The sequence below is a fragment of the Aquibaculum sediminis genome (assembly GCF_040712085.1).
In the GTDB taxonomy this organism is placed as follows: Bacteria; Pseudomonadota; Alphaproteobacteria; order Kiloniellales; family DSM-21159; genus Aquibaculum; species Aquibaculum sediminis.
Map to the genome: position 1 here is coordinate 150,016 of NZ_JBFCVK010000006.1, position 18,038 is coordinate 168,053.

The 18,038-nt window shown below is 66.3% G+C and carries 18 protein-coding genes; 10 read left to right on the forward strand and 8 right to left on the reverse strand.

Annotated features, from left to right (window positions below; translation table 11 throughout):
• Window positions 1-3 precede the first annotated feature (3 nt).
• The 10 genes from ABZ720_RS11200 (at window position 4) to ABZ720_RS11245 (ending at window position 9,017) form a co-directional block, all read left to right on the forward strand.
• The gene (locus ABZ720_RS11200) at window positions 4-768 is read left to right on the forward strand and encodes a sterol desaturase family protein (protein ID WP_366555611.1); all 765 of its coding nucleotides are present in this window, start codon (window positions 4-6) and stop codon (window positions 766-768) included.
• A 12-nt stretch (window positions 769-780) separates the two neighbouring features.
• Window positions 781-1,923: a GNAT family protein gene (locus ABZ720_RS11205; RefSeq protein WP_366555612.1), complete on the forward strand. Its 1,143-nt coding sequence runs from the start codon at window positions 781-783 to the stop codon at window positions 1,921-1,923.
• Window positions 1,920-2,738, forward strand: a complete 819-nt coding sequence (locus ABZ720_RS11210) for an NTP transferase domain-containing protein (protein WP_366555613.1) — start codon at window positions 1,920-1,922, stop codon at window positions 2,736-2,738. Before ABZ720_RS11205 ends, ABZ720_RS11210 begins: the two co-directional genes overlap by 4 nt.
• Window positions 2,739-2,792: 54 nt before the next feature.
• On the forward strand, window positions 2,793-3,710 hold the full coding sequence (locus ABZ720_RS11215) for a metallophosphoesterase family protein (RefSeq protein ID WP_366555614.1): 918 nt from the start codon (window positions 2,793-2,795) through the stop codon (window positions 3,708-3,710).
• 50 nt (window positions 3,711-3,760) lie between these two features.
• A complete protein-coding gene (locus tag ABZ720_RS11220) occupies window positions 3,761-4,948 on the forward strand; it encodes an LptF/LptG family permease (RefSeq protein WP_366555615.1) in 1,188 nt (395 codons plus the stop codon).
• On the forward strand, window positions 4,945-6,033 hold the full coding sequence (locus ABZ720_RS11225) for an LptF/LptG family permease (RefSeq protein ID WP_366555616.1): 1,089 nt from the start codon (window positions 4,945-4,947) through the stop codon (window positions 6,031-6,033). The genes ABZ720_RS11220 and ABZ720_RS11225 overlap by 4 nt, the downstream gene beginning before the upstream one ends.
• Window positions 6,034-6,046: 13 nt before the next feature.
• Window positions 6,047-7,003, forward strand: coding sequence for a diacylglycerol kinase family protein (locus ABZ720_RS11230; protein WP_366555617.1), 957 nt, complete (start codon window positions 6,047-6,049; stop codon window positions 7,001-7,003).
• 8 nt (window positions 7,004-7,011) lie between these two features.
• Window positions 7,012-7,911, forward strand: coding sequence for a hypothetical protein (locus tag ABZ720_RS11235; RefSeq protein ID WP_366555618.1), 900 nt, complete (start codon window positions 7,012-7,014; stop codon window positions 7,909-7,911).
• A gap of 327 nt (window positions 7,912-8,238) precedes the next feature.
• Window positions 8,239-8,664 (forward strand): hypothetical protein, encoded by a 426-nt coding sequence (locus tag ABZ720_RS11240; RefSeq protein ID WP_366555619.1) that lies wholly within the window; start codon window positions 8,239-8,241, stop codon window positions 8,662-8,664.
• Window positions 8,643-9,017, forward strand: coding sequence for a hypothetical protein (locus ABZ720_RS11245; RefSeq protein WP_366555620.1), 375 nt, complete (start codon window positions 8,643-8,645; stop codon window positions 9,015-9,017). The genes ABZ720_RS11240 and ABZ720_RS11245 overlap by 22 nt, the downstream gene beginning before the upstream one ends.
• Window positions 9,018-9,133: 116 nt before the next feature.
• Here ABZ720_RS11245 and ABZ720_RS11250 read toward each other — a convergent pair whose 3' ends face one another.
• From ABZ720_RS11250 to ABZ720_RS11285, 8 genes are all read right to left on the reverse strand, one after another.
• On the reverse strand, window positions 9,134-9,559 hold the full coding sequence (locus ABZ720_RS11250; protein WP_366555621.1) for a GFA family protein: 426 nt from the start codon (window positions 9,557-9,559) through the stop codon (window positions 9,134-9,136).
• Window positions 9,560-9,581: 22 nt separating this feature from the next.
• Window positions 9,582-10,796: a serine palmitoyltransferase gene (gene spt / locus ABZ720_RS11255; RefSeq protein WP_366555622.1), complete on the reverse strand. Its 1,215-nt coding sequence runs from the start codon at window positions 10,794-10,796 to the stop codon at window positions 9,582-9,584.
• Window positions 10,796-11,050: an acyl carrier protein gene (locus ABZ720_RS11260; protein ID WP_366555623.1), complete on the reverse strand. Its 255-nt coding sequence runs from the start codon at window positions 11,048-11,050 to the stop codon at window positions 10,796-10,798. The genes spt and ABZ720_RS11260 overlap by 1 nt, the downstream gene beginning before the upstream one ends.
• Window positions 11,047-12,048, reverse strand: coding sequence for an NAD-dependent epimerase/dehydratase family protein (locus ABZ720_RS11265; protein ID WP_366555624.1), 1,002 nt, complete (start codon window positions 12,046-12,048; stop codon window positions 11,047-11,049). The genes ABZ720_RS11260 and ABZ720_RS11265 overlap by 4 nt, the downstream gene beginning before the upstream one ends.
• 63 nt (window positions 12,049-12,111) lie before the next feature.
• The gene (locus tag ABZ720_RS11270; RefSeq protein WP_366555625.1) at window positions 12,112-13,887 is read right to left on the reverse strand and encodes a fatty acyl-AMP ligase; all 1,776 of its coding nucleotides are present in this window, start codon (window positions 13,885-13,887) and stop codon (window positions 12,112-12,114) included.
• Between the two features lie 296 nt (window positions 13,888-14,183).
• Entirely contained in the window at window positions 14,184-15,563 is a 1,380-nt protein-coding gene (locus ABZ720_RS11275) for a phosphotransferase (RefSeq protein WP_366555626.1), read from the reverse strand.
• Window positions 15,564-15,566: 3 nt separating this feature from the next.
• Window positions 15,567-16,328 (reverse strand): SDR family NAD(P)-dependent oxidoreductase, encoded by a 762-nt coding sequence (locus ABZ720_RS11280; protein ID WP_366555627.1) that lies wholly within the window; start codon window positions 16,326-16,328, stop codon window positions 15,567-15,569.
• Window positions 16,325-17,971: an acyl-CoA synthetase gene (locus ABZ720_RS11285; protein WP_366555628.1), complete on the reverse strand. Its 1,647-nt coding sequence runs from the start codon at window positions 17,969-17,971 to the stop codon at window positions 16,325-16,327. The genes ABZ720_RS11280 and ABZ720_RS11285 overlap by 4 nt, the downstream gene beginning before the upstream one ends.
• Between the last annotated feature and the right edge of the window lie 67 nt (window positions 17,972-18,038).

An 18,038-nucleotide genomic window follows, 5' to 3' on the forward strand; every position in this document is an offset into this window, starting at 1 on the left:
TCCGTGAGCCCAGCTATCGGCCCCTGGTCCGGGCGCAAGTACTTTCTCGACAAGATGACCTTGCGCGATCTGGTGATCGCCTACTTCACCTACTATGCGATCCTGGTCTACCTCCTGCTGGCGGCGGGAGCCGTTGCGCTGACCCTGTCCTGGGCCGAGGGTTGGGTCGGTCCCGCCCTTGCCGCAGGCATCGTTCTGCCGCTCTATCCGGCCGTCTGGTATGGGCTGCACCGCTGGGTCCTGCACGGTCAGTGGCTCTATCGCTTGCCCTGGACTGCCAAGGTCTGGAAGCGCATCCACTATGATCACCACCAGGATCCGCACGATCTCTCGGTGCTCTTCGGTGCGCTCTACACCACGCTGCCGACGATCCTCCTCGTCACGCTGCCGCTGGGTTGGGTCATCGCCGGACCTGCCGGGGCCGCTGCGGCCGCGGCCGCCGGGCTGCTGACCACCTGCTTCTACGAATTCTGTCACTGCATCCAGCACCTGCCCTTCAAGCCGAAGTGGAATTGGCTGAAGCAGATGAAGCGGCTGCACCTTGCCCACCACTTCCACAGCGAGAAGGGCAACTTCGGCATCACCAATTTCCTCTGGGACCGCCTGCTGAACACCTACTACGGCCACCCGCGCGATGTGCCGCGCAGCGATACCGTGTTCAATCTTGGCTATACGGCTGAGAAGGCCGAGAACTATCCCTGGGTCGAAGCGCTTTCCGATGCTGCGCATCAGCAAACGGGGGCCCTGCGGCCGGCCCGCAGCCGCTGACGCCGTCCGGGAATGGCCGGCATCCAGGTCACGAGCGTCGAGACTGCCGGGGATCTCGAGACCTTTCTGCGGGTTCCCTGGCGGATCTACGCCGAGGATCCGCAGTGGGTGCCGCCGCTGCTCCTGGAGCGTCGCCAGCATCTCAGTCCGAAACACAATCCCTGGTTCGAGCACGCCGAGGCCAGGCTCTGGATCGCCTGGTCCGACGGCGAGCCCGTCGGGCGTATCAGTGCGCAGGTAGACCGGCTCCGCCTGGAACAGCACCGCGACGAGGCCGGGACTTTCGGCTTCCTGGAGGCGATCGACCACCCCGAGGCCTTCTCTGCCCTCTTCAGTGCGGCGGAGGACTGGCTGCGCAGCAAGGGCCTGCGCCGTGCCTTCGGCCCCTTCAGCCTCTCGATCAATGATGAAAGCGGACTGCTCGTCGACGGCTTTGATCGCCCGCCGTCGATGATGATGGGCCACGCCCGTCCCTGGTACGGCCCGCGGGTGGAGGAACAGGGCTACAGCAAGGCGCGCGACCTTATGGCCTATTGGGTCGACATGACGCAGCCCTTCCCGGACTCCCTCAAGCGCCTGATCGCCTCTGGGATCGGAGACAGCCGCGTCACCTTCCGGCCGATGGATTTCTCCCGCTACACCGAAGAACTCCGGCTGATCGTCGACATCTTCAATGATGCCTGGCGGGACAACTGGGGTTTCGTGCCCATGACCGAGGGCGAGGTGCGGCACCTGGCCAAGAGCCTGCGCCCGCTCATCAAACCCGAGTGGGTCACCATCGGCGAGGTGGAGGGCGAGCCGGCAGCCTTTGCCGTCACGCTGCCGAACGTCAACGAGGCCATTGCCGACCTGAACGGCCGGCTCCTGCCCTTCGGCCTGGCGAAGCTGCTCTGGCGCATCAAGGTGCGCGGCACCACCACCGGCCGCATGCCCTTGATGGGCGTGCGCAAGCGCTACCAGGGCGGCGTCCTGGGCGCGGCGCTTGCGCTCGGCGTCATCGAGCGGGCCTATGAGTACCACCGGGCCCGGGGGCGCGTGACGGGCGCGGAGCTCTCCTGGGTGCTGGAGAACAACCGACCGATCCGCCGCCTGATCGAGCGGCTGGCTCCCCAGGCCTACAAGACCTATCGGATATACCAGAAGGAACTGTCGTGAGCGCTGCCGCACCACCGCCGGGCACCGTCACCGCGTTCGTGCTCGCCGGCCAGCGCGGTCCGGACGATCCCGTGGCGCGGCACAGCGGACAGCGCTGGAAGGCCCTGGCGCCGGTCGCGGGTCGGCCCATGGTGGAGCGGGTGCTGGACGCGCTGCTGGCGGCCCGCAGCATCGGCCGGATCGCCGTGGCGGCACCGACGCCCAGCCTGCTCTCCGGGTTGGATGGCTTGAGACCTGCGCTGGAGTCCGGTCGGATCGTCATGCTGCCCACCGAAGCCGGCCCCTCGGGCAGCGTCGCCGCGGGTTGGGCACAGTTGGGACATCCCTGCCCCACCCTGGTGACCACTGCCGACCACGCCCTGCTCACGCCCGAACTGATCGATGCATTCTGCGCCCGTTCGCTGGCGCAGGAGAGCGACATCGATGCCGCCCTGGTGCCGGCCAGCGCGATCCGGGCGGCATTCCCGGAGAGTCGCCGCACCTTCCTGCGCTTTCGCGAGGAGTCCTACAGTGGCGCGAACCTCTTTGCCCTCAAGCGCGCGGCTGCGGCCGCCGCCATTGCCTTCTGGCAATCGGTGGAGCAGGACCGCAAGCGCCCCTGGCGCATCGCGCGGCGCGTCGGTCCAGGCACGCTGCTCGCCTATCTGCTGCGCCGACTGACGCTGGAGCAGGCTATGGGCCGCCTGTCCCGCGTCGCCGGCGCCCAGGCGCGTGCCGTAATCCTCCCGGAAGCCTGGGCAGCGGTGGATGTGGACAAGCCGGAGGATCTGGCCCTGGCTGAGCACATCCTGGCAAGCCGTAATGCCGAAGCCTAGACTGCAGCTTCCTGGCTTCGCGCCAGGCCACCGCCACCACCTGGATCCCCGCGCTTGACCTTCCTTCTCGCCCACATCTCCGATCTGCACCTGCCGCCCCTGCCCCGCGCCCGACCGCAGGAGCTGCTGGGCAAGCGCCTGCTGAGCTGGTTGTCCTGGCACAGCAAGCGCAAGGCGGTCCATCGGCCCGAGGTGCTGGAGGCGCTGCTGGAGGACCTGCAGGAGCAGGCACCCAATCACATCGCGCTCACGGGCGACCTGGTGAACCTCTCCCTGCCGGCCGAGTTCAAGGCGGCTGCCCGCCTGCTCGAACGCCTCGCGATGCCCGAGCGGCTGACGCTGGTTCCCGGAAATCACGACCATCTTGTGCGCCAATCCTGGGAGCAGTCCTGGGGCCACTGGCAGGCCTATCTGCCCGGCACGCCGGCGGGCCGAGGGTCACTCGCCTTCGCCAACCCCTTCCCCTCCCTCACCCGCCGCGGCCCCCTGGCCCTGATCGGTCTTTCCACCGCCGTGCCCACGGCGCCGACCTTGGCCAGCGGCCGCCTCGGCCAGGCGCAACTCGAGCGGTTGGACCGGATGCTGGCGGAGCTGAATCAGGAAGCGGTCCAGGTAATCATCCTCATTCATCACAGCCCCGTCGCCGGCCGCAACAGCCGCCGCAAGGCCCTGAGCGATGCCGGTGCGCTACGGGACATTCTGGCGCAGCGGGGCTGCAGCCTGCTGCTGCACGGCCACGACCATCGCTTTCTGCAGGATGAGCTCGCGGGACCCAATGGCCCGTTCCCGGTGCTTGGCGTGGCCTCGGGCAGCGCGCTCGCCTGGCATGGCCGACCGGCGGCGGGTTATCATCTCCTCGGTTTCGCCGAGGACGGCAGCCTGGAACTGCGCCGGCGGGGCTATGACCCTGAAGGCGGCCGCTTCCTGGAGCGCGACAGCCGCACACTGGCCTTGCCGGGCCGGCTGCGCTAGGACAGTCGCGCCGGACGGGGCCAGTGCTCCGGGACGGAAAGCGGGACGCAATGCCCATCTTCAACCGCTATGTGATCAAACTCCTGCTGCCGCCTCTGGGGCTCACGCTGCTGATCGCCCTGATGGTGCTGCTGGTCGAGCGCATGCTGCGGGTGCTGGACTTCGTGCTCGGCGCCAAGGGGCCCGTGCGCGTGGTCGTGGAGCTGCTGGCCTATCTCGTCCCGCACTACCTCGGCCTCGCACTGCCCATGGCACTGTTCCTGGCCATATACTTCGCGTTCCGCAAGCTGTCGCGCGACAGCGAACTGGATGTGATGCTGGCTACGGGCACGGGACTGCATCAACTGCTGCGCCCTGCCCTGGCGGCAACGCTGCTGCTGGCCATGCTCGCCTTCGTGATCTTCAATTCACTGCAGCCCCACAGCCGCTACGCCTATCGCGCTGTGGTCTATGCCGTCACCAACGTGTCGCTCCAGGCGCTGCTGCAGCCCGGCGTTTTCGTCTCCGCCGACGGCTTCACCTTCATGGTGGAAGGCGCCTCGCGCGACAAGGAGCGCTACGAGCGGGTCTTCGTTTATCGCGAAACCGATGAGGACCAGGCACTGGCCATCACCGCCCAGGACGGCGTTCTGGTGGAAACCGGCAGCAATCACCCGCCGGTGGTTCGCCTTTTTGATGGCGTGCAGCTTACAACGCGCTTGAATCCCGCCGAAAACCGCGACAGCCCGGAAGCCTCCGAGGGTGTGCTGCGCTTCGACGAACTGCGCACGACCATCGGCGATGGCGCCTTCACAGCCTTTCGCGCCCGCGGCATGGATGAGCGCGAACTGACACTCGCCGAGCTCTGGAACCGGCGGGACGACCCGGACGTCGGCATCGACCGCGAGCGCCTGATCGGCGAATTCAACATGCGCCTGGCGCGTATCGTCTCGATTCCCATTCTGCCCTTCCTCGCGATTCCGCTGGCCATGGGGCGCAGACGCAGCGCGCGCAACTACGGCGTCTTGATCGGCGTGGTGGTCTTGCTGCTGTTCAACGAACTCCTGCAGTCCGGTCTGCGCGAAGTGCGGCGCGGCAACATTGAACCGGTCGTTGGTATCTGGCTGCCGGTGGCCGGCTTTGCCTTGCTGTCCTTCACGCTCTTCCTGCGCGCCTCCTTCCGGGTGCCGGGTTCGGGACTGCTGCGCCGGCGCAGACGCCGACGGCCGGACAGCGGCGAGGGAGCCGCGACCGGATGACCACGCTGCATCGCTACTTCGCCCGCCTGTTCATCCTGCGCTTTCTGCTGGTGCTGTTCGGTGTCTCCCTGGCGGTGGTGGCCTTCGAGATGACCGAGGCCTTCAGCGGCGACGAATGGACCAGCGCGACGATGTCCCGCTACACCCTGTTGCGCCTGCCCTCGCTCATGGCGCAGCTCCTGCCGATCGCGACCCTGATCGCCGCGCTCCTTACGGTGGCGGAACTGCTGCGCCAGCGGGAACTGGTGGCCGCCTGGGGCAGCGGCTTGTCGCAGTTCCGCCTGCTCACCGGCCTCCTCCCGGTTCTGCTTTCGCTGGGCCTGCTGCAGTTCCTGCTCAACGACCAGGTGGTGCCGCACACGACCGACAGCCTGCGCGATTGGGGTGTGGGCGAGTTCCGCAGCGGTGGGCTGCTGAGCGGCGACCGGGAGTTCATCTGGCTGCGCAGCGGCAGCGACATCGTGCGCATCGCCGCCCAGAACCTGCAGGACGACCAGCTCGATCAGGTCACTCTCTTCCGTCGCAGTGAGGATGGCACACTGCTGGACAGGCTCGATGCGGCCATCGCCGTCAAGACCCAGGACGGCTGGCTGCTGCGCGACGTGGTCCGGCACGAAACCGACCCGTACCGCACGACACAGATCCCCGAACTCGCCTGGGACGGCCACGTGGAGGTCGCGCAGCTCCGCCTTGTAGAGCGACCCCCGCGCGAACTGGCGCTGGTCGATCTCTGGGACTTGCTGCAAAGCGACGGCTATGGCCAGCGCCCGCGCGAACTCTACGCCACCTGGGTGAACGCGCGTCTGGCCCAGTTCTTCGGCGCGCCGCTGGTGCTCTGCCTCGCCTTTGCCCTCGGCCAGGGCTGGCGGCGCACTGGCGAGGTCACGCGCCTGACGCTGAGCGGACTGGCCTTCGGCTTTGCCTTCTTCATTCTTGACGGCATGTCAGTGGCCTTGGGCGAAGTCGGCTTCCTGCCGCCGCTCCTGGCCGCCTGGGCTCCGCCCATCCTGCTCGCCTGTCTGGTGGCGCACCTGTTGCTGAAGCCGGAAGCCACGGCGCCGATCACCCTGTCCCGACGTAACTGAGAAAGCAGCGCCTGTGCTCAAAGTGGGCCTCGTCAGCAACCCTCTCAGCCAGCAGAACAAGCGCGGCATGCCGCGCCTGCAGGCCGCGGCCGATGCCTTGCCGGAGCTGCTGCATCACCGCCTGGAGGATGTGGCGGAGATCCCGCATGTCCTGCGCGATTTCGCCCGCCGCGAGGTCAGCGTTCTGGTCGTGGCCGGAGGGGACGGCACGGTGCAGGCGGTGATGACCAGCCTGCTGGAGGAGCGGCCCTACGGCGACCAGCCGCCCCTGCTGGCCCTGCTGCCGCGCGGCATGACCAACATGACGGCGGCAGACGTTGGCCTGCGCGGGCGCCCGGGTGGCATTCTGCGGCGGCTGACCACCCTGGCGCACAGCGGCGAGGCCAACTCCCACCTGCGCCACCGACCAATCCTGCGCCTGGAAGGCATGGCCGACGCCCCACCCCAGCGCGGCATGTTCTTCGGTGCTGCCGGCATCCATCAGGCCATCGAGATCTGCCGGGACCGGGTGCATGCACTCGGGATCGAAGCCGACTGGGCAGCGGGTCTCACCATCGCCGGCCTGCTGTTCGGCTGGGCCCTGGGCACCAGCCGCGATGCAGTGCCCGGCGAGACCATCGCCACCGCTCTCGACGGCGCCCCGCCCAGCCAACGGCATGAACTTCTGATCCTGGTCACCACGCTTGACCGCCTCGTGATCGGCTCGCGTCCGTTCTGGAATCAGGACGGCAGCCCCCTGCGCTACACGGCCATCGCCCATCCACCCCGGCGCCTCTTGTGGAACGCGCCCCGTGTCCTCTACGGCGGGCGCACGCGCCGGATGCCGGAGGGCTATCGCAGCCGCGGAGCGCGCAGCATCGAGCTGCAACTGCGCGAGCCCTTCACCCTGGACGGCCAGTTCTATCAGCCCGATCCGGCACGCCCCCTGCGGATCACTGCCGACGACAGCCTGTCCTTCCTGCGCTTCTGAGGCAGCCGATGGACCTGTCCCCCCTCCAGGCGATCGTCGAAGGCGAGGTCGATGCGCCCGCCTCTGCCGCAGTGCAGGCCGTGGCCGAGGCCGCCCGCGCGCGCCACCCCGGAACACTTGCCATCCTCTTCTACGGCAGTTGCCTGCGCAGCGGGAGTGACGAGGGAGGCCTGGTGGATCTTTACCTGTTGGTGGAAGGCTACCGGCAGGCGCACCGCAACCCGTTGTCAGCGCTGGGCAACCGGGTGCTGCCGCCCAACGTCTATTACCAGGAGGTGACATTCGAAGGCCGCACCGTGCGTGCCAAGTACGCGCTCGTGACCCTCGACGCGCTGGAGTGGCTGGTCACCCAGCGCAGCTTCCACCCTTACTTCTGGGCCCGCTTCGCCCAGCCCACCGGGCTCCTCTGGTCCGGTGGCCCCGCGGTGCGGCAAAGGGTGGCGGCGCTCCTGGCGCAGGCCGTGGCCACACTGGGCACCCAGACGCGCCCGCTGCTGCCGGAACGGACCACCCCTGCTGCGCTGTTCGAGCGGGCCTTCGCGGAGACCTATCGCACGGAACTGAGGGCCGAACAGCCCGGCCGGGCCGCAGAACTGGTCGCGCGCTACGCCGAACGATACGAGGGTCTCGGCGCAGGCCTATTGCCCCAGCTGCCGGCACCGTCCAGCCAGGCTGAGCGGCGCGCCCGGCGGCGCTGGGCCCTGCGCCGGGCCTGGGGCAAGCTGCTGTCGGTGGCACGCCTGACGAAAGCCGCCTTCACCTTCGCCGGCGGCCAGAGCTACCTGCTCTGGAAGATCGAGCGCCACTCGGGCGTGCGCGTGGTTCCAAAGCCCTGGGAACAGCGCCATCCCCTGTTGTCCGCGCCCTTCCTGGCCTGGCGCCTCTATCGCAGGGGCGGCTTTCGCTGAACCGATTATGAGCAGAACGTACAGGAACTTCCCTTCCGTTGTTGCATCCAGGGAAAAGCCGCAACTCTCACACAGGTTGCATCTCCAGCACTTTGATTCTACCCTCCACCCTACCTTATTTGGGTTCCATAGTTTCCAGCGGGCATCGCGCCCCTCAATTAGGACCAGAAACGAGACGCCATTAGAAATTTAGGTAGATCACGTATGGTGTCCTATTTTAGGCATCAGTTATATTTAGGATGATTCAACAGTAAACGTATTCATTTGTTGCGTGCTGCGTTTCTTGTTATTATCTTTAACGCACTTAAACGCCATAGGAACTAGAACATGGCATTTGGATTGAAGCGGACTGATTGCCAGAGGGTCGCTCAAGCGAAGCTTGAGGATGCGACACTCTTATTAAATAGTAGTCGCTACTCTAATGCATACTACTTAGCTGGCTATGCTGTCGAAATAGGCCTAAAGGCATGTATAGCAAGGCAGATCAGCGCTGACACGATCCCTGACAAATCTTTCATCGATGCGACATACAGGCATGAGTTCAAGAAGCTCGTCGGGGTGGCCGGATTAAGCAATGAACTAAGGGAGTATCAAGACAAAAGTCCGATTTTCGGTGCCAACTGGGCTATAGTGTCCGAATGGAGGCCTGAAAAGCGATATGAATCGATAGATAGGTACTCAGCGCAAGCGATTATCCAGGCAATCGCGGATCCAAATGAAGGAGTGTTCTTATGGATCAAGAAATTCTGGTAAAGGCTGGCCACGATATCATTGAGTACCTTGAAGATGGTGGCTTCAGGCCCAGAGCTGCTATGTGGGTTCACAATACAGACACCGACACGTGGCGCTTATGGGTGGTGCCTCCGGAGCGGTTCACGGACAAAAATGAATTCTACCGTCGCGTGTCTGAGATAGTAACAAAGCATAGAGAAGCGCTCCATGGTATCGATGCCAGCGATACAGAAATGGTTCTCGACACTCACCCTGCGATCAAGCCGCTTAGCAGAATGTTTAGGGTCGACGGAAAGAGCAGTGTCTTTGTCAGTGATAACATGGTTAACGGCTTCTACATCCCCGACGGAATTATTTTACTTATGCGCCTTTAGAGAACTCACACCTCGGAGAGCGGTGGGCGAACTATTTCCAATCCGTTTGCACTCTACAAGGAACTATTCTTGCCTATTATCCGCAGGCACAGGTCTCACTTCCCAGTTGTGATTGATCATTCTTCGGGCGTGAAGCGGAGGGTGCCGGCCACCCGGGGCGCAGCGCCGGTGTCGGAAGGGTGCTGGACCCCATCCATCACCAGCACTTCAGGGAAATCAAAGGGACTGACGCCCTCGATGCAGGCGACATTGACGCCGAACTCGCGCGGGTTCGAGCGGCGCTGATGGTGGGTGTAGATGCCGCAGACGCTGCAGAAATAGTGTTTCGCATTGCCCGTGTTGAAGGTGTAGAGCGTGAGCTTTTCTTCGCCCTGCAGAAAGGTGATATCCTCCAAACGCGCGGAGGCCGCGATGGCGCCGCGCATTCGGCAATAGGAGCAGGAGCAGCGGCGGACCGTCTCGAAGCCGTCGCTCAGCCGCACCTGGAACTGCACGGCCCCGCAGTGGCATGCCGCCGCGTGCTGCTTCCCGTCGCCCTGCATTGCTCGCTTCAGGTCCCCTGGATCAACTTGCCGGTGCGGCCGCGCCCAGCGCTTCGCGCACCTCGACGAAGGTGCGCACCACACCCTCGATCTGCTCGGGCGTGTGCGCCGCGGAGACGGAGCAGCGCATCAAGCAGCTGTTGTTGGGCGTTCCTGGCGGCACCGCCAGATTCACATAGATCCCGGCCTGCAGCAGCGCGTTCCAAAAGGCCACTGCCAGGCGCTCGTCGGACAGCTTGACGGCCACGACCGGGCTGACCGGTGCGGCGATATCGAAGCCCGCGGTGGCGAGGCCGCTGTGCAGCGCCTCGGCATTGCGCCAGAGCTGCCTTATCAGCTCGGGCTCCTGCTCGATCCGCTCAATGGCCGCGATCACCGTGGCGATGCTGGCCGGTGACGCTGAGGCCGTGAACATGTACGGCCGGCTGCAGTAGCGCAGCCGCTCGAAGTGCGGGTGATCCGAAACACCAAAACCGCCAATGCCGCCGAGGGACTTGGAGAAGGTGCCGGCCAGGAAGTCCACGCCCGCTTCGATCCCTTGCGCCTCGGCAACGCCACGGCCGCAGTCGCCCATCACGCCTAGCGAATGGGCCTCGTCCACCAGGAGGAAGGCGCCATGCCGCTCCTTGACCTCGACGAACTCAGGCAGCGGGGCAATGTCGCCGAGCATGGAATAGATGCCCTCGACGATCACCAGCAGCGCCCCGTTCTCTGCTGCACCCTGGCGGCGCAGCCGGGCCAGGCGCTTGTCGAGATCGGCCGGATCGTTGTGCCGGAAGCGCACCAGCGTCGCGCCGGACAGGCGGCAGCCGTCATAGATCGAGGAGTGGGAGTCGGCATCGAGCAGGATGGTGTCGCCCGGCCCGGCCAGTCCGGCAATCATGCCAAGGTTGGCCTGATAGCCCGTGGGCCAGACGATGGCCGACTTGCGCTTGAGGAAGCGCGCGATCGCCTCCTCCAGGGCTTCGTGCAGGGCATAGCTGCCGTTGGCGATGCGCGAACCGGTGGTGCCGGTCCCCTGCTCCTGCAGCGCCTTCACGCCGGCCGCGATGCAGTCGGGATCGAAGGTCAGGCCGAGGTAGTTGTTGGTTCCCACCAGCAGCGTGCGCCGCCCATTCACCAGCGCTTCCGTCGGCGAGAGAATCTTCTCCATGCGCAGCCCGAACGGATTGGCCCCGGCCTGGAGCATGAGATCCCGCCGCTCGGCGAGGCCATCGTACTTGGCGAGAATGTCCATCAGGCGCCTTCCTGCTGGCTGCGAACCGTGGCGACGAGATCCTTCACGGTGCGAAGGTCGCCCACCAGGTTGATCGGGATGTCGATGTCGAACTTGTCCTCGATCTCCATGATCAGGTCCATGGCCGCGACCGAATCAATGTTGAGTTCGGCATTGAGATCGGTCTCGGGACGCAGCTCCCGTCCGTCGCGGTTGTAGCGCTGCAGCAGCTCACAGACCGTATCGTAGACCGACTGCTCGGTATCGCTCATCATCCTGCCTCATTGTGAAGGGCGCGGCTCGCAGAAAGCCACCCCTGCTTTTCATACCATTGGAGGGTCAGGGTAAAGCCCTCGGTAAAAGGAACGCGCGGTCGGCCGTCTGGCGGCAGGCGTTGCGGTTGCGCTTTGGCCACCCAGTCCAGCCAAGCCAACTCACGCAGCTTGCCCGGCGAGATCATCGCAGGCCTGCCCGTAAGCCGGCTCACGCCCGCGCTTCCCCAGGCCAGCGGTGCCAGGAGTGCCGGCGGCAATTGCAGCACGCGCACCCGACGCCCCAGCGCCCGACCGGCAAGCGCGGCCAGTTCACTCCAGGCATACCCCCCTTCAGCCCCATCATCCAGGGGCAGAGGCTCACCGTCCCAGGCTGCAGCGTCGGGATGCTCGACCAGGGAGACCAGCGCGCGCGCCAGGTCTTCGACGTAGATCAGGGAAAAGCGCGCGTGCGCGCTGCCGGGCATGACCACCAGGCCGCCGGCCAGCTGGCGAAAGATCGGCAGAGTGGCGCGGTCTCCGGGGCCGTAGACTCCGGGCGGCCTGACGATGGCACAACGCAGGCCTGGTGCCGCACGCACCAGCGCCTTTTCCGCGGCGTTCTTGCTCGCGGCGTAGGGAGAGAGCTCGGGCTGGCGGGCTGCAAGCGAGGAAACCAGAAGGAAGCGCCGGACACCCGCAGCCGCGGCCGCCCCGGCCAGGCGTTCCGTCGCCACGCAGTTGATCCGATGAAAATCGGCCGACCGCACAGCGGAAACCAGCCCGCCGATGTGCACCACCACGTCCGCGCCTGCGACCAGGCGTTCCAGGGCGCTGCTGTCGGTGAGATCGCCGCGCACCACCCCGGCCACCATGGCTTCCAGAACTGGATCCGGGCGGCGCAACAGGATGCGGGGCCGCAGCCCGCGGGCCGCCAGACGCGCAACCGTGGCCCGCCCGACAAAGCCGCTGGCCCCGGTCACGGCGATCACGGCGGGCGCCGAGTCTGAAACGGAAGTCACTGGGTCAGCCGGCTTTCACATCCGCTTGCGTAGAAGCCAATCTGGCAGAGGCAGCGTCCCTGCCTACTCCGCCCCGACGGCCAGGGCATAGGCCGCTTCCTGCTCTGCATCACCATCGAGATCGCTGATGCTGCCGGAGATATAGTCGGCCTTGGCAGCAGCCCGACTCAACTTGCCCGAGGAGGTGAAGGTCAGCGAGTTCGGACGCGTCAGCACCACATCGCAGGCAACGCCGGCGCTGCGCTGCACGACAGCCGCAATCTCGCGACGCAGCAGCATGCGCTCGCTGGCGTCCCTCAGGCGGCATTCCACCACCAGGACCACTCTTTCGCCCTCGTCCCCATCCGAAACACCGAAGGCCGCCACGTCGCCGGCGCGGACCCGGTCGAGCGCTTCGACCGCCCATTCCAGGTCCTGCGGCCAGATGTTGCGACCGCCGATGATGATGAGATCCTTGCTCCGCCCGGTGATGACCAGCTCGCCCTCGGCCATGTAGCCGAGATCACCGGTGTCCAGCCAACCGGCCTCGGGCATGGCCTTCTCGGTGGCTGCGGGATCACGAAAATAGCCTTCCATCAGGCTGGGCCCAGTGACATAGACGCGGCCGATCCGGCGCTCGGGCAGGACCCGCCCCTGGGAGTCGCGGATCTCCACACGATGCTCAGGCAGAGGGGTGCCGCAGCGCACGAAGGTGCGCGCGCGCTGCGACGTGCCGTCATGGCGCAGAGGCAGGGCGAGATCGCGCTTGGCTGCGGCCTCAAGATCAACCGTGTCGGTCTTCACGCCTTCGCCCAGACGGCTGAAACTGATGGCCAGCGTGGACTCTGCGAGACCGTAGCTCGGCAGGAACGCCTTGCCGTCAAAGCCGCAGTCGGCAAAGCGCTCGGAGAAGGCTTCGAGCACGGAGGCCCGCACCATCTCGCCGCCGATGCCGGCAACGCGCCAGCGCGACAGGTCGAACTGGCCCGGCTCCACCTTCGAGGCGCGGCGCAGGCAAAGCTCGTAGCCGAAGGTCGGCGCGAAGGTGATGGTGCCGCCCCGCTCGGAAAGCGTCTGCAGCCACAGCAGCGGCCGCCGGGCGAAAGTCGTGGTGGCGAGGTAGTCGACGGAAACCTGCGCCATCGCCGGGGTCAGGCAGAAGCCCACCAGGCCCATGTCGTGATAGAGCGGCAGCCAGGAGGTGGCGCGGTCCCCGGCACGCAGTTGCAAGCCATGCTGGCCGATGCCGCGCGCGTTCGCCATGATCGAGCGCTGCGTGACCATCACGCCGCGCGGCAGCGAGGTGCTGCCCGAGGAGAACTGGATGTAGGCCGAATCCTCCTTGCCCAGCGGCCGGATCTCACCGCCCGCGTAAGACAGCGCAGCAAACTCCTCGTAGGTGCCGACACAGTCCACACCGGCCTGCCCGGCCGCCTCGTCCAGCATCGGGAAGAGATCATCGGAGGTGATCGCAGCCGACACGTGGGCGCGCTTCATCATCGCGGCGAGGCGAGTTACATAGGCCTCGCGACCACCTAGGTTGACGCTGAGCGGCAGGGGCACAGGCACCAGGCCGGCATACTGGCAGGCGAAGAAAGCCACCATGAATTCCGGCCGGGTCTCGGCGATCATCGCCACCCGGGCACCGCGGCCCAGATGCGAAGCCGAAAAGCGTAGCGCCAGATCCAGCGCCCGCTCGCGGATCTCGCGATAGGTCAGGGACAGGCTGGGCTTGCCGCGCTCGGAGAAGAAGTTGAAGCCGGTGGCGCCGCGCGCGGCGTAATCGAGGCCTTCCACGAGCGTCTCGAAAGCACCGACCCGCAGCGGCAGGTTATCGTTGCTGGTGGTCGTTAGCTGCATGCAATGGCTCCAATCGGACTTCGGCCGGCTTCGGCCAAATGGCGGAAGCACGAGACAAATCACCAGATCGGAGAAGTTCGTTGGCACCCCAGCCATTTGGCTGGCTCAACAACTCAACGCTTCCGACCCGTTACTCAGTTATAGGCGGTGATCGCAATGCAGCAAAATGAACTCGCGTTGCAAAAGGACCACCCCCGCAATCGCAGAAAAAGGGGATTAAGGTCTTGTACCGCAATGACGAATGCCGAATACGAGCGCGGGTTCCCGGCCAGGGCCAGGATAATTGCAACGCGCTGTCAGCCAGACCCGGCGGGAGTTTCCAGCGCAGAGGGGTTGGCGACGGCCGTACGCTGCTCGGCATCGGCCAAAAGTTGCGCGTGCACGCCGCCGTCCCGGTCCAGGGTGCCGGCACGGATCCTCGAAGCGAGATCGTTCAGCGCGGCCGCCTCGTCTGCAGCGCTGGCAGCAAGCAACTCACGCTCGGCGATGCCCATGGCATTGCCGATCATGGCAGCCTGGAAGCGCGCACTGCCCTGCAGCGAAGGCGAAATGGCTTCACGCAGCACCCGGCGAGCCTCCGCAAGCAGTTCGGCGCCGCTCGGCCGATCCTTGCTTGCGGGCAGGTCGCTCTTGGCCCCTGAAGCGCCTTCGGCGGCCTTCGGTGCCGTCATGCGCAGCAGGGCCAGTTCCAGTTCAGCGGCGATTCGTCCGGTCAGGGCCAGTTCCAGCGAACGCTCAGCGCCGCTCCAGTGGCGCCTGCCTTGCTGCACCGCAATGACCGCCCAGCGCAGATGCGCCGCCACCTCCCAGTAGCGCACGCGCGCATCGTCGATCTTTCGCCCACTCTCCGCCTCGTAGCCGCGGTAGAAGTCGGCGCGCGCCGCAATGCCGCCGGCTTCGAGCTCGGGCCGGGAGAAACGCCAGCAGGCCGCACAGAACCAGCCTATATCGGACTCGGGGTCGCCCCAGCCGGCAAACTCCCAGTCCAGCACCGCGGTCAGACCGTGCGAGTCCACCAGGTAGTTTCCGGTCCGGAAGTCATTGTGGACCAGCGTCACCTGCGTGGGCGGCTGCGGTGCCTGCAACTCCAGCCAGCGCAAGGCCCACTCCAGCGCCGGGCGCGGCTGCCCCAGAGTGTCAAGTTGCGCGCGATAGTCCGTGACGAATGCAGCGGCCGGGTCATCGGACGGGGTGCCGAGGAAGGCAAGTTCGTCGCGCGGCGGCCGGATGGCATGAATGCGCGCCAACTCGCACCCCAGCCGCTCGGCCAGTGCGGCGCGATCTCCGCCCAGGCTGGTGTCCTTCACCACCTTCGCACCCAAACCCACACCCTCGGCCTTGGCCATCAGATAGAAGGGACGCCCCAGCGGGCCGTCGGCATCCGCAAGCCAGTAGGGCGCCGGCGCGGTCACACCGGCAGCCCGGGCGGCCTGCAGCAGGGCGAACTCCTCGGCACGGCTGTGGCTGACCGCCACGCCGGAGGGCGCATCCGCCCGCAGGACGTACTCGGCATGGCCGCTGCCAGGGCCGTCCAGCAATTCCACCGCAAGCAGCCAGTTCTCCTGAATGGCACCGCCCGACAGGGGCCGGGCCTCACGGATTGCGCAGTCCTTCACCCCCGCCCGCTCGGCAATCCAGGCAGCCAGGGCTTCGCGCGTCGTATCATCCAACAGCATGATTCAGGCCGCCGCGCTCTGGCCGCCATCGACCACCAGGGCACTGCCGGTCATCCAGCGCGAGGCGTCGGAGGCCAGCAGCAGCAGTGGGCCGTCGAGATCGCTCGCCTGCCCGAAGCGGCGCTGCGGAATGCGCCGGCTCAGTTTCTCGCCCACCGGGCCTTCCAGGAACTCGCGATTGAGGTCGGTGATGATGTAGCCGGGACAAAGCGCATTCACCCGGATGTCGTGGCGCGCCCACTCGATGGCCAGGCTGCGCGACAGGTTGATCAGGCCGGCCTTGGCCGCCGTGTAGGCCGCCACCCGCGGCGTGCCCAGAATGCCCAGGATCGAAGCCACATTGATGACGCTGCCGCCCTTCTCGGCCGCGACCAGGCGCCGGGCGCCCTCGCAGGCCACCATCCAGGCGCCCTTGAGATCGGTGTCCACCACCCGGTCCCACTCCTCCTCGCTCTGCTCCAGGCTCGGACGGTCGATGGTCACGCCAGCGTTGTTCACGATGATGTCGGGGGTGCCCAGTTCGGTCTCCGCATGGGCGAAGGCAGCGGCAACGGAGTCCCGGTCGGTCACGTCCAGGCGCAGCGGCAGGGCCCGCCCGCCGGCCGCGGCGATTTCCGCCGCCAGGGATTCCAGCTTCTCACTTCGCCGGGCGCCGATGGCGACCCGTGCCCCGGCCCGCGCCAGGGTCTGGGCAAAGTGGTGGCCGATACCGCTGGACGCGCCGGTAACCAGGGCGACGCGGCCGCTCAGGTCGGTGTGGATCATTTCTGCTCCTTGGCCTGCTCGCGCAGAACGAACTTTTGGATCTTGCCCGTGGAGGTCTTCGGCAGGGCGCCGAACACCACCGTTTTGGGCAGCTTGAAGCGCGCGAGGTGATCGCGGCACCAGGCGAGGATTTCTTCCGGCGTTGCCTCCTCCCCCTCCTGCAGGGTCACGAAGGCGCAGGGACTCTCGCCCCACTTCGGGTCGGGTCGGGCGACCACCGCCGCTTCCATGACCTTGGGGTGCCGGTAGAGCACCTCTTCCACTTCCAGGGAGGAGATATTCTCCCCGCCGGAGATGATGATGTCCTTGGAGCGGTCCTTGATCTCCACGTAGCCGTCGGGATGGAGCACGCCGAGGTCGCCAGTGCGGAACCAGCCGCCGGCGAAGGCTCTTCGCGTGGCCTCCGGGTTCTTCAGGTAGCCCTTCATCAGCGTGTTGCCGCGCAGCATCAACTCCCCCACCGTCTCTCCGTCGGCCGGCACGGCTTCCAGGGTCTCGGGATCGCGCACACTGGCTTCCTGCAGTGTCGGATAGGCCACGCCCTGGCGCGCCATCTTCATGGCGCGTTCCTCCAGCGGCAGGTTGCTCCAGTCGTCCTGCCAGGCGCAGAGTGTCGAGGGGCCGTAGCATTCGGTCAGGCCGTAGAGGTGCAGCACCTCGAAGCCCTGTTGCTCCAGGCGAGAGATCACCGTCGAGGGCGGCGCCGCACCGCCGGTACCGACACGCACCCGCCGCGGCAGCGGACGCCGGACGTCGGCCGGGGAATGCGCCAGCAGGTTCAGCACGATGGGCGCGCCGCAGAGGTGCGTGACACCCGCTTCCTCGATCAAGGGATAGATCAGCGCCGGGTCCACCTTGCGCAAGCAGACATGGGTCCCCGACATGGCCGTCACCGCCCAGGTGTAGGTCCAGCCGTTGCAATGGAACATCGGCAGGGTCCAGAGGTAGGCGGCGCGCCGGTCGATCCCCAGCACCATGGCGTTGCCCACCGCGTTCAGGAAGGCGCCGCGGTGATGGTAGACCACGCCCTTAGGATCGCCGGTGGTCCCCGAGGTGTAGTTCAGCGCCAGCGCTTCCCATTCGTCGGCCGGCGGCTGCCAGGCGAAATCGGGGTCGCCCTCGGCCAGCAGGGCTTCGTACTCCAACTCGCCGATAAGCGGCCCGCGCGTGCCGCCCTGGGCTTCGGTCATGGCATCGTCGTAGTCGATCACCAGCGGCTTGCGATCCAGTTCGGCCAGGGCGGCCTGGATCACCGGCGAAAACTCACGATCGACGATCAGGGCCTTGGCTTCGCCGTGCTGCAAGATGAAGGCGATGGTGGCCGGGTCGAGCCGGATGTTGAGGGCATTGAGTACCCCGCCGAACATCGGCACGCCGTAGTGGGCTTCCAGCAATGCCGGGACGTTGGGCGCCATGACCGCCACGGTGTCACCCTGCCCGAGACCGCGCTTCTGCAGGGCCGAGGCGAGACGGCGGCAACGCTCTGCGAATTCGCGGTAACTGTAATGGCGGCCATGAATGACAGCGGTCGACTCCGGATAGATCGCCGCGGAGCGCTGCAAAAAGGAAACCGGCGACAAGGCGACGTGGTTGGCTTCCCGACGCGGCAGATCCTGGTCGAACTTGCTGATGGCTTCAGCCATTGGCACTCCCTCGCTTTGGTCCCGTGGCCTTGCGGCCCGTGGGCGGCTATGGTCGTGAGGCAGTCGG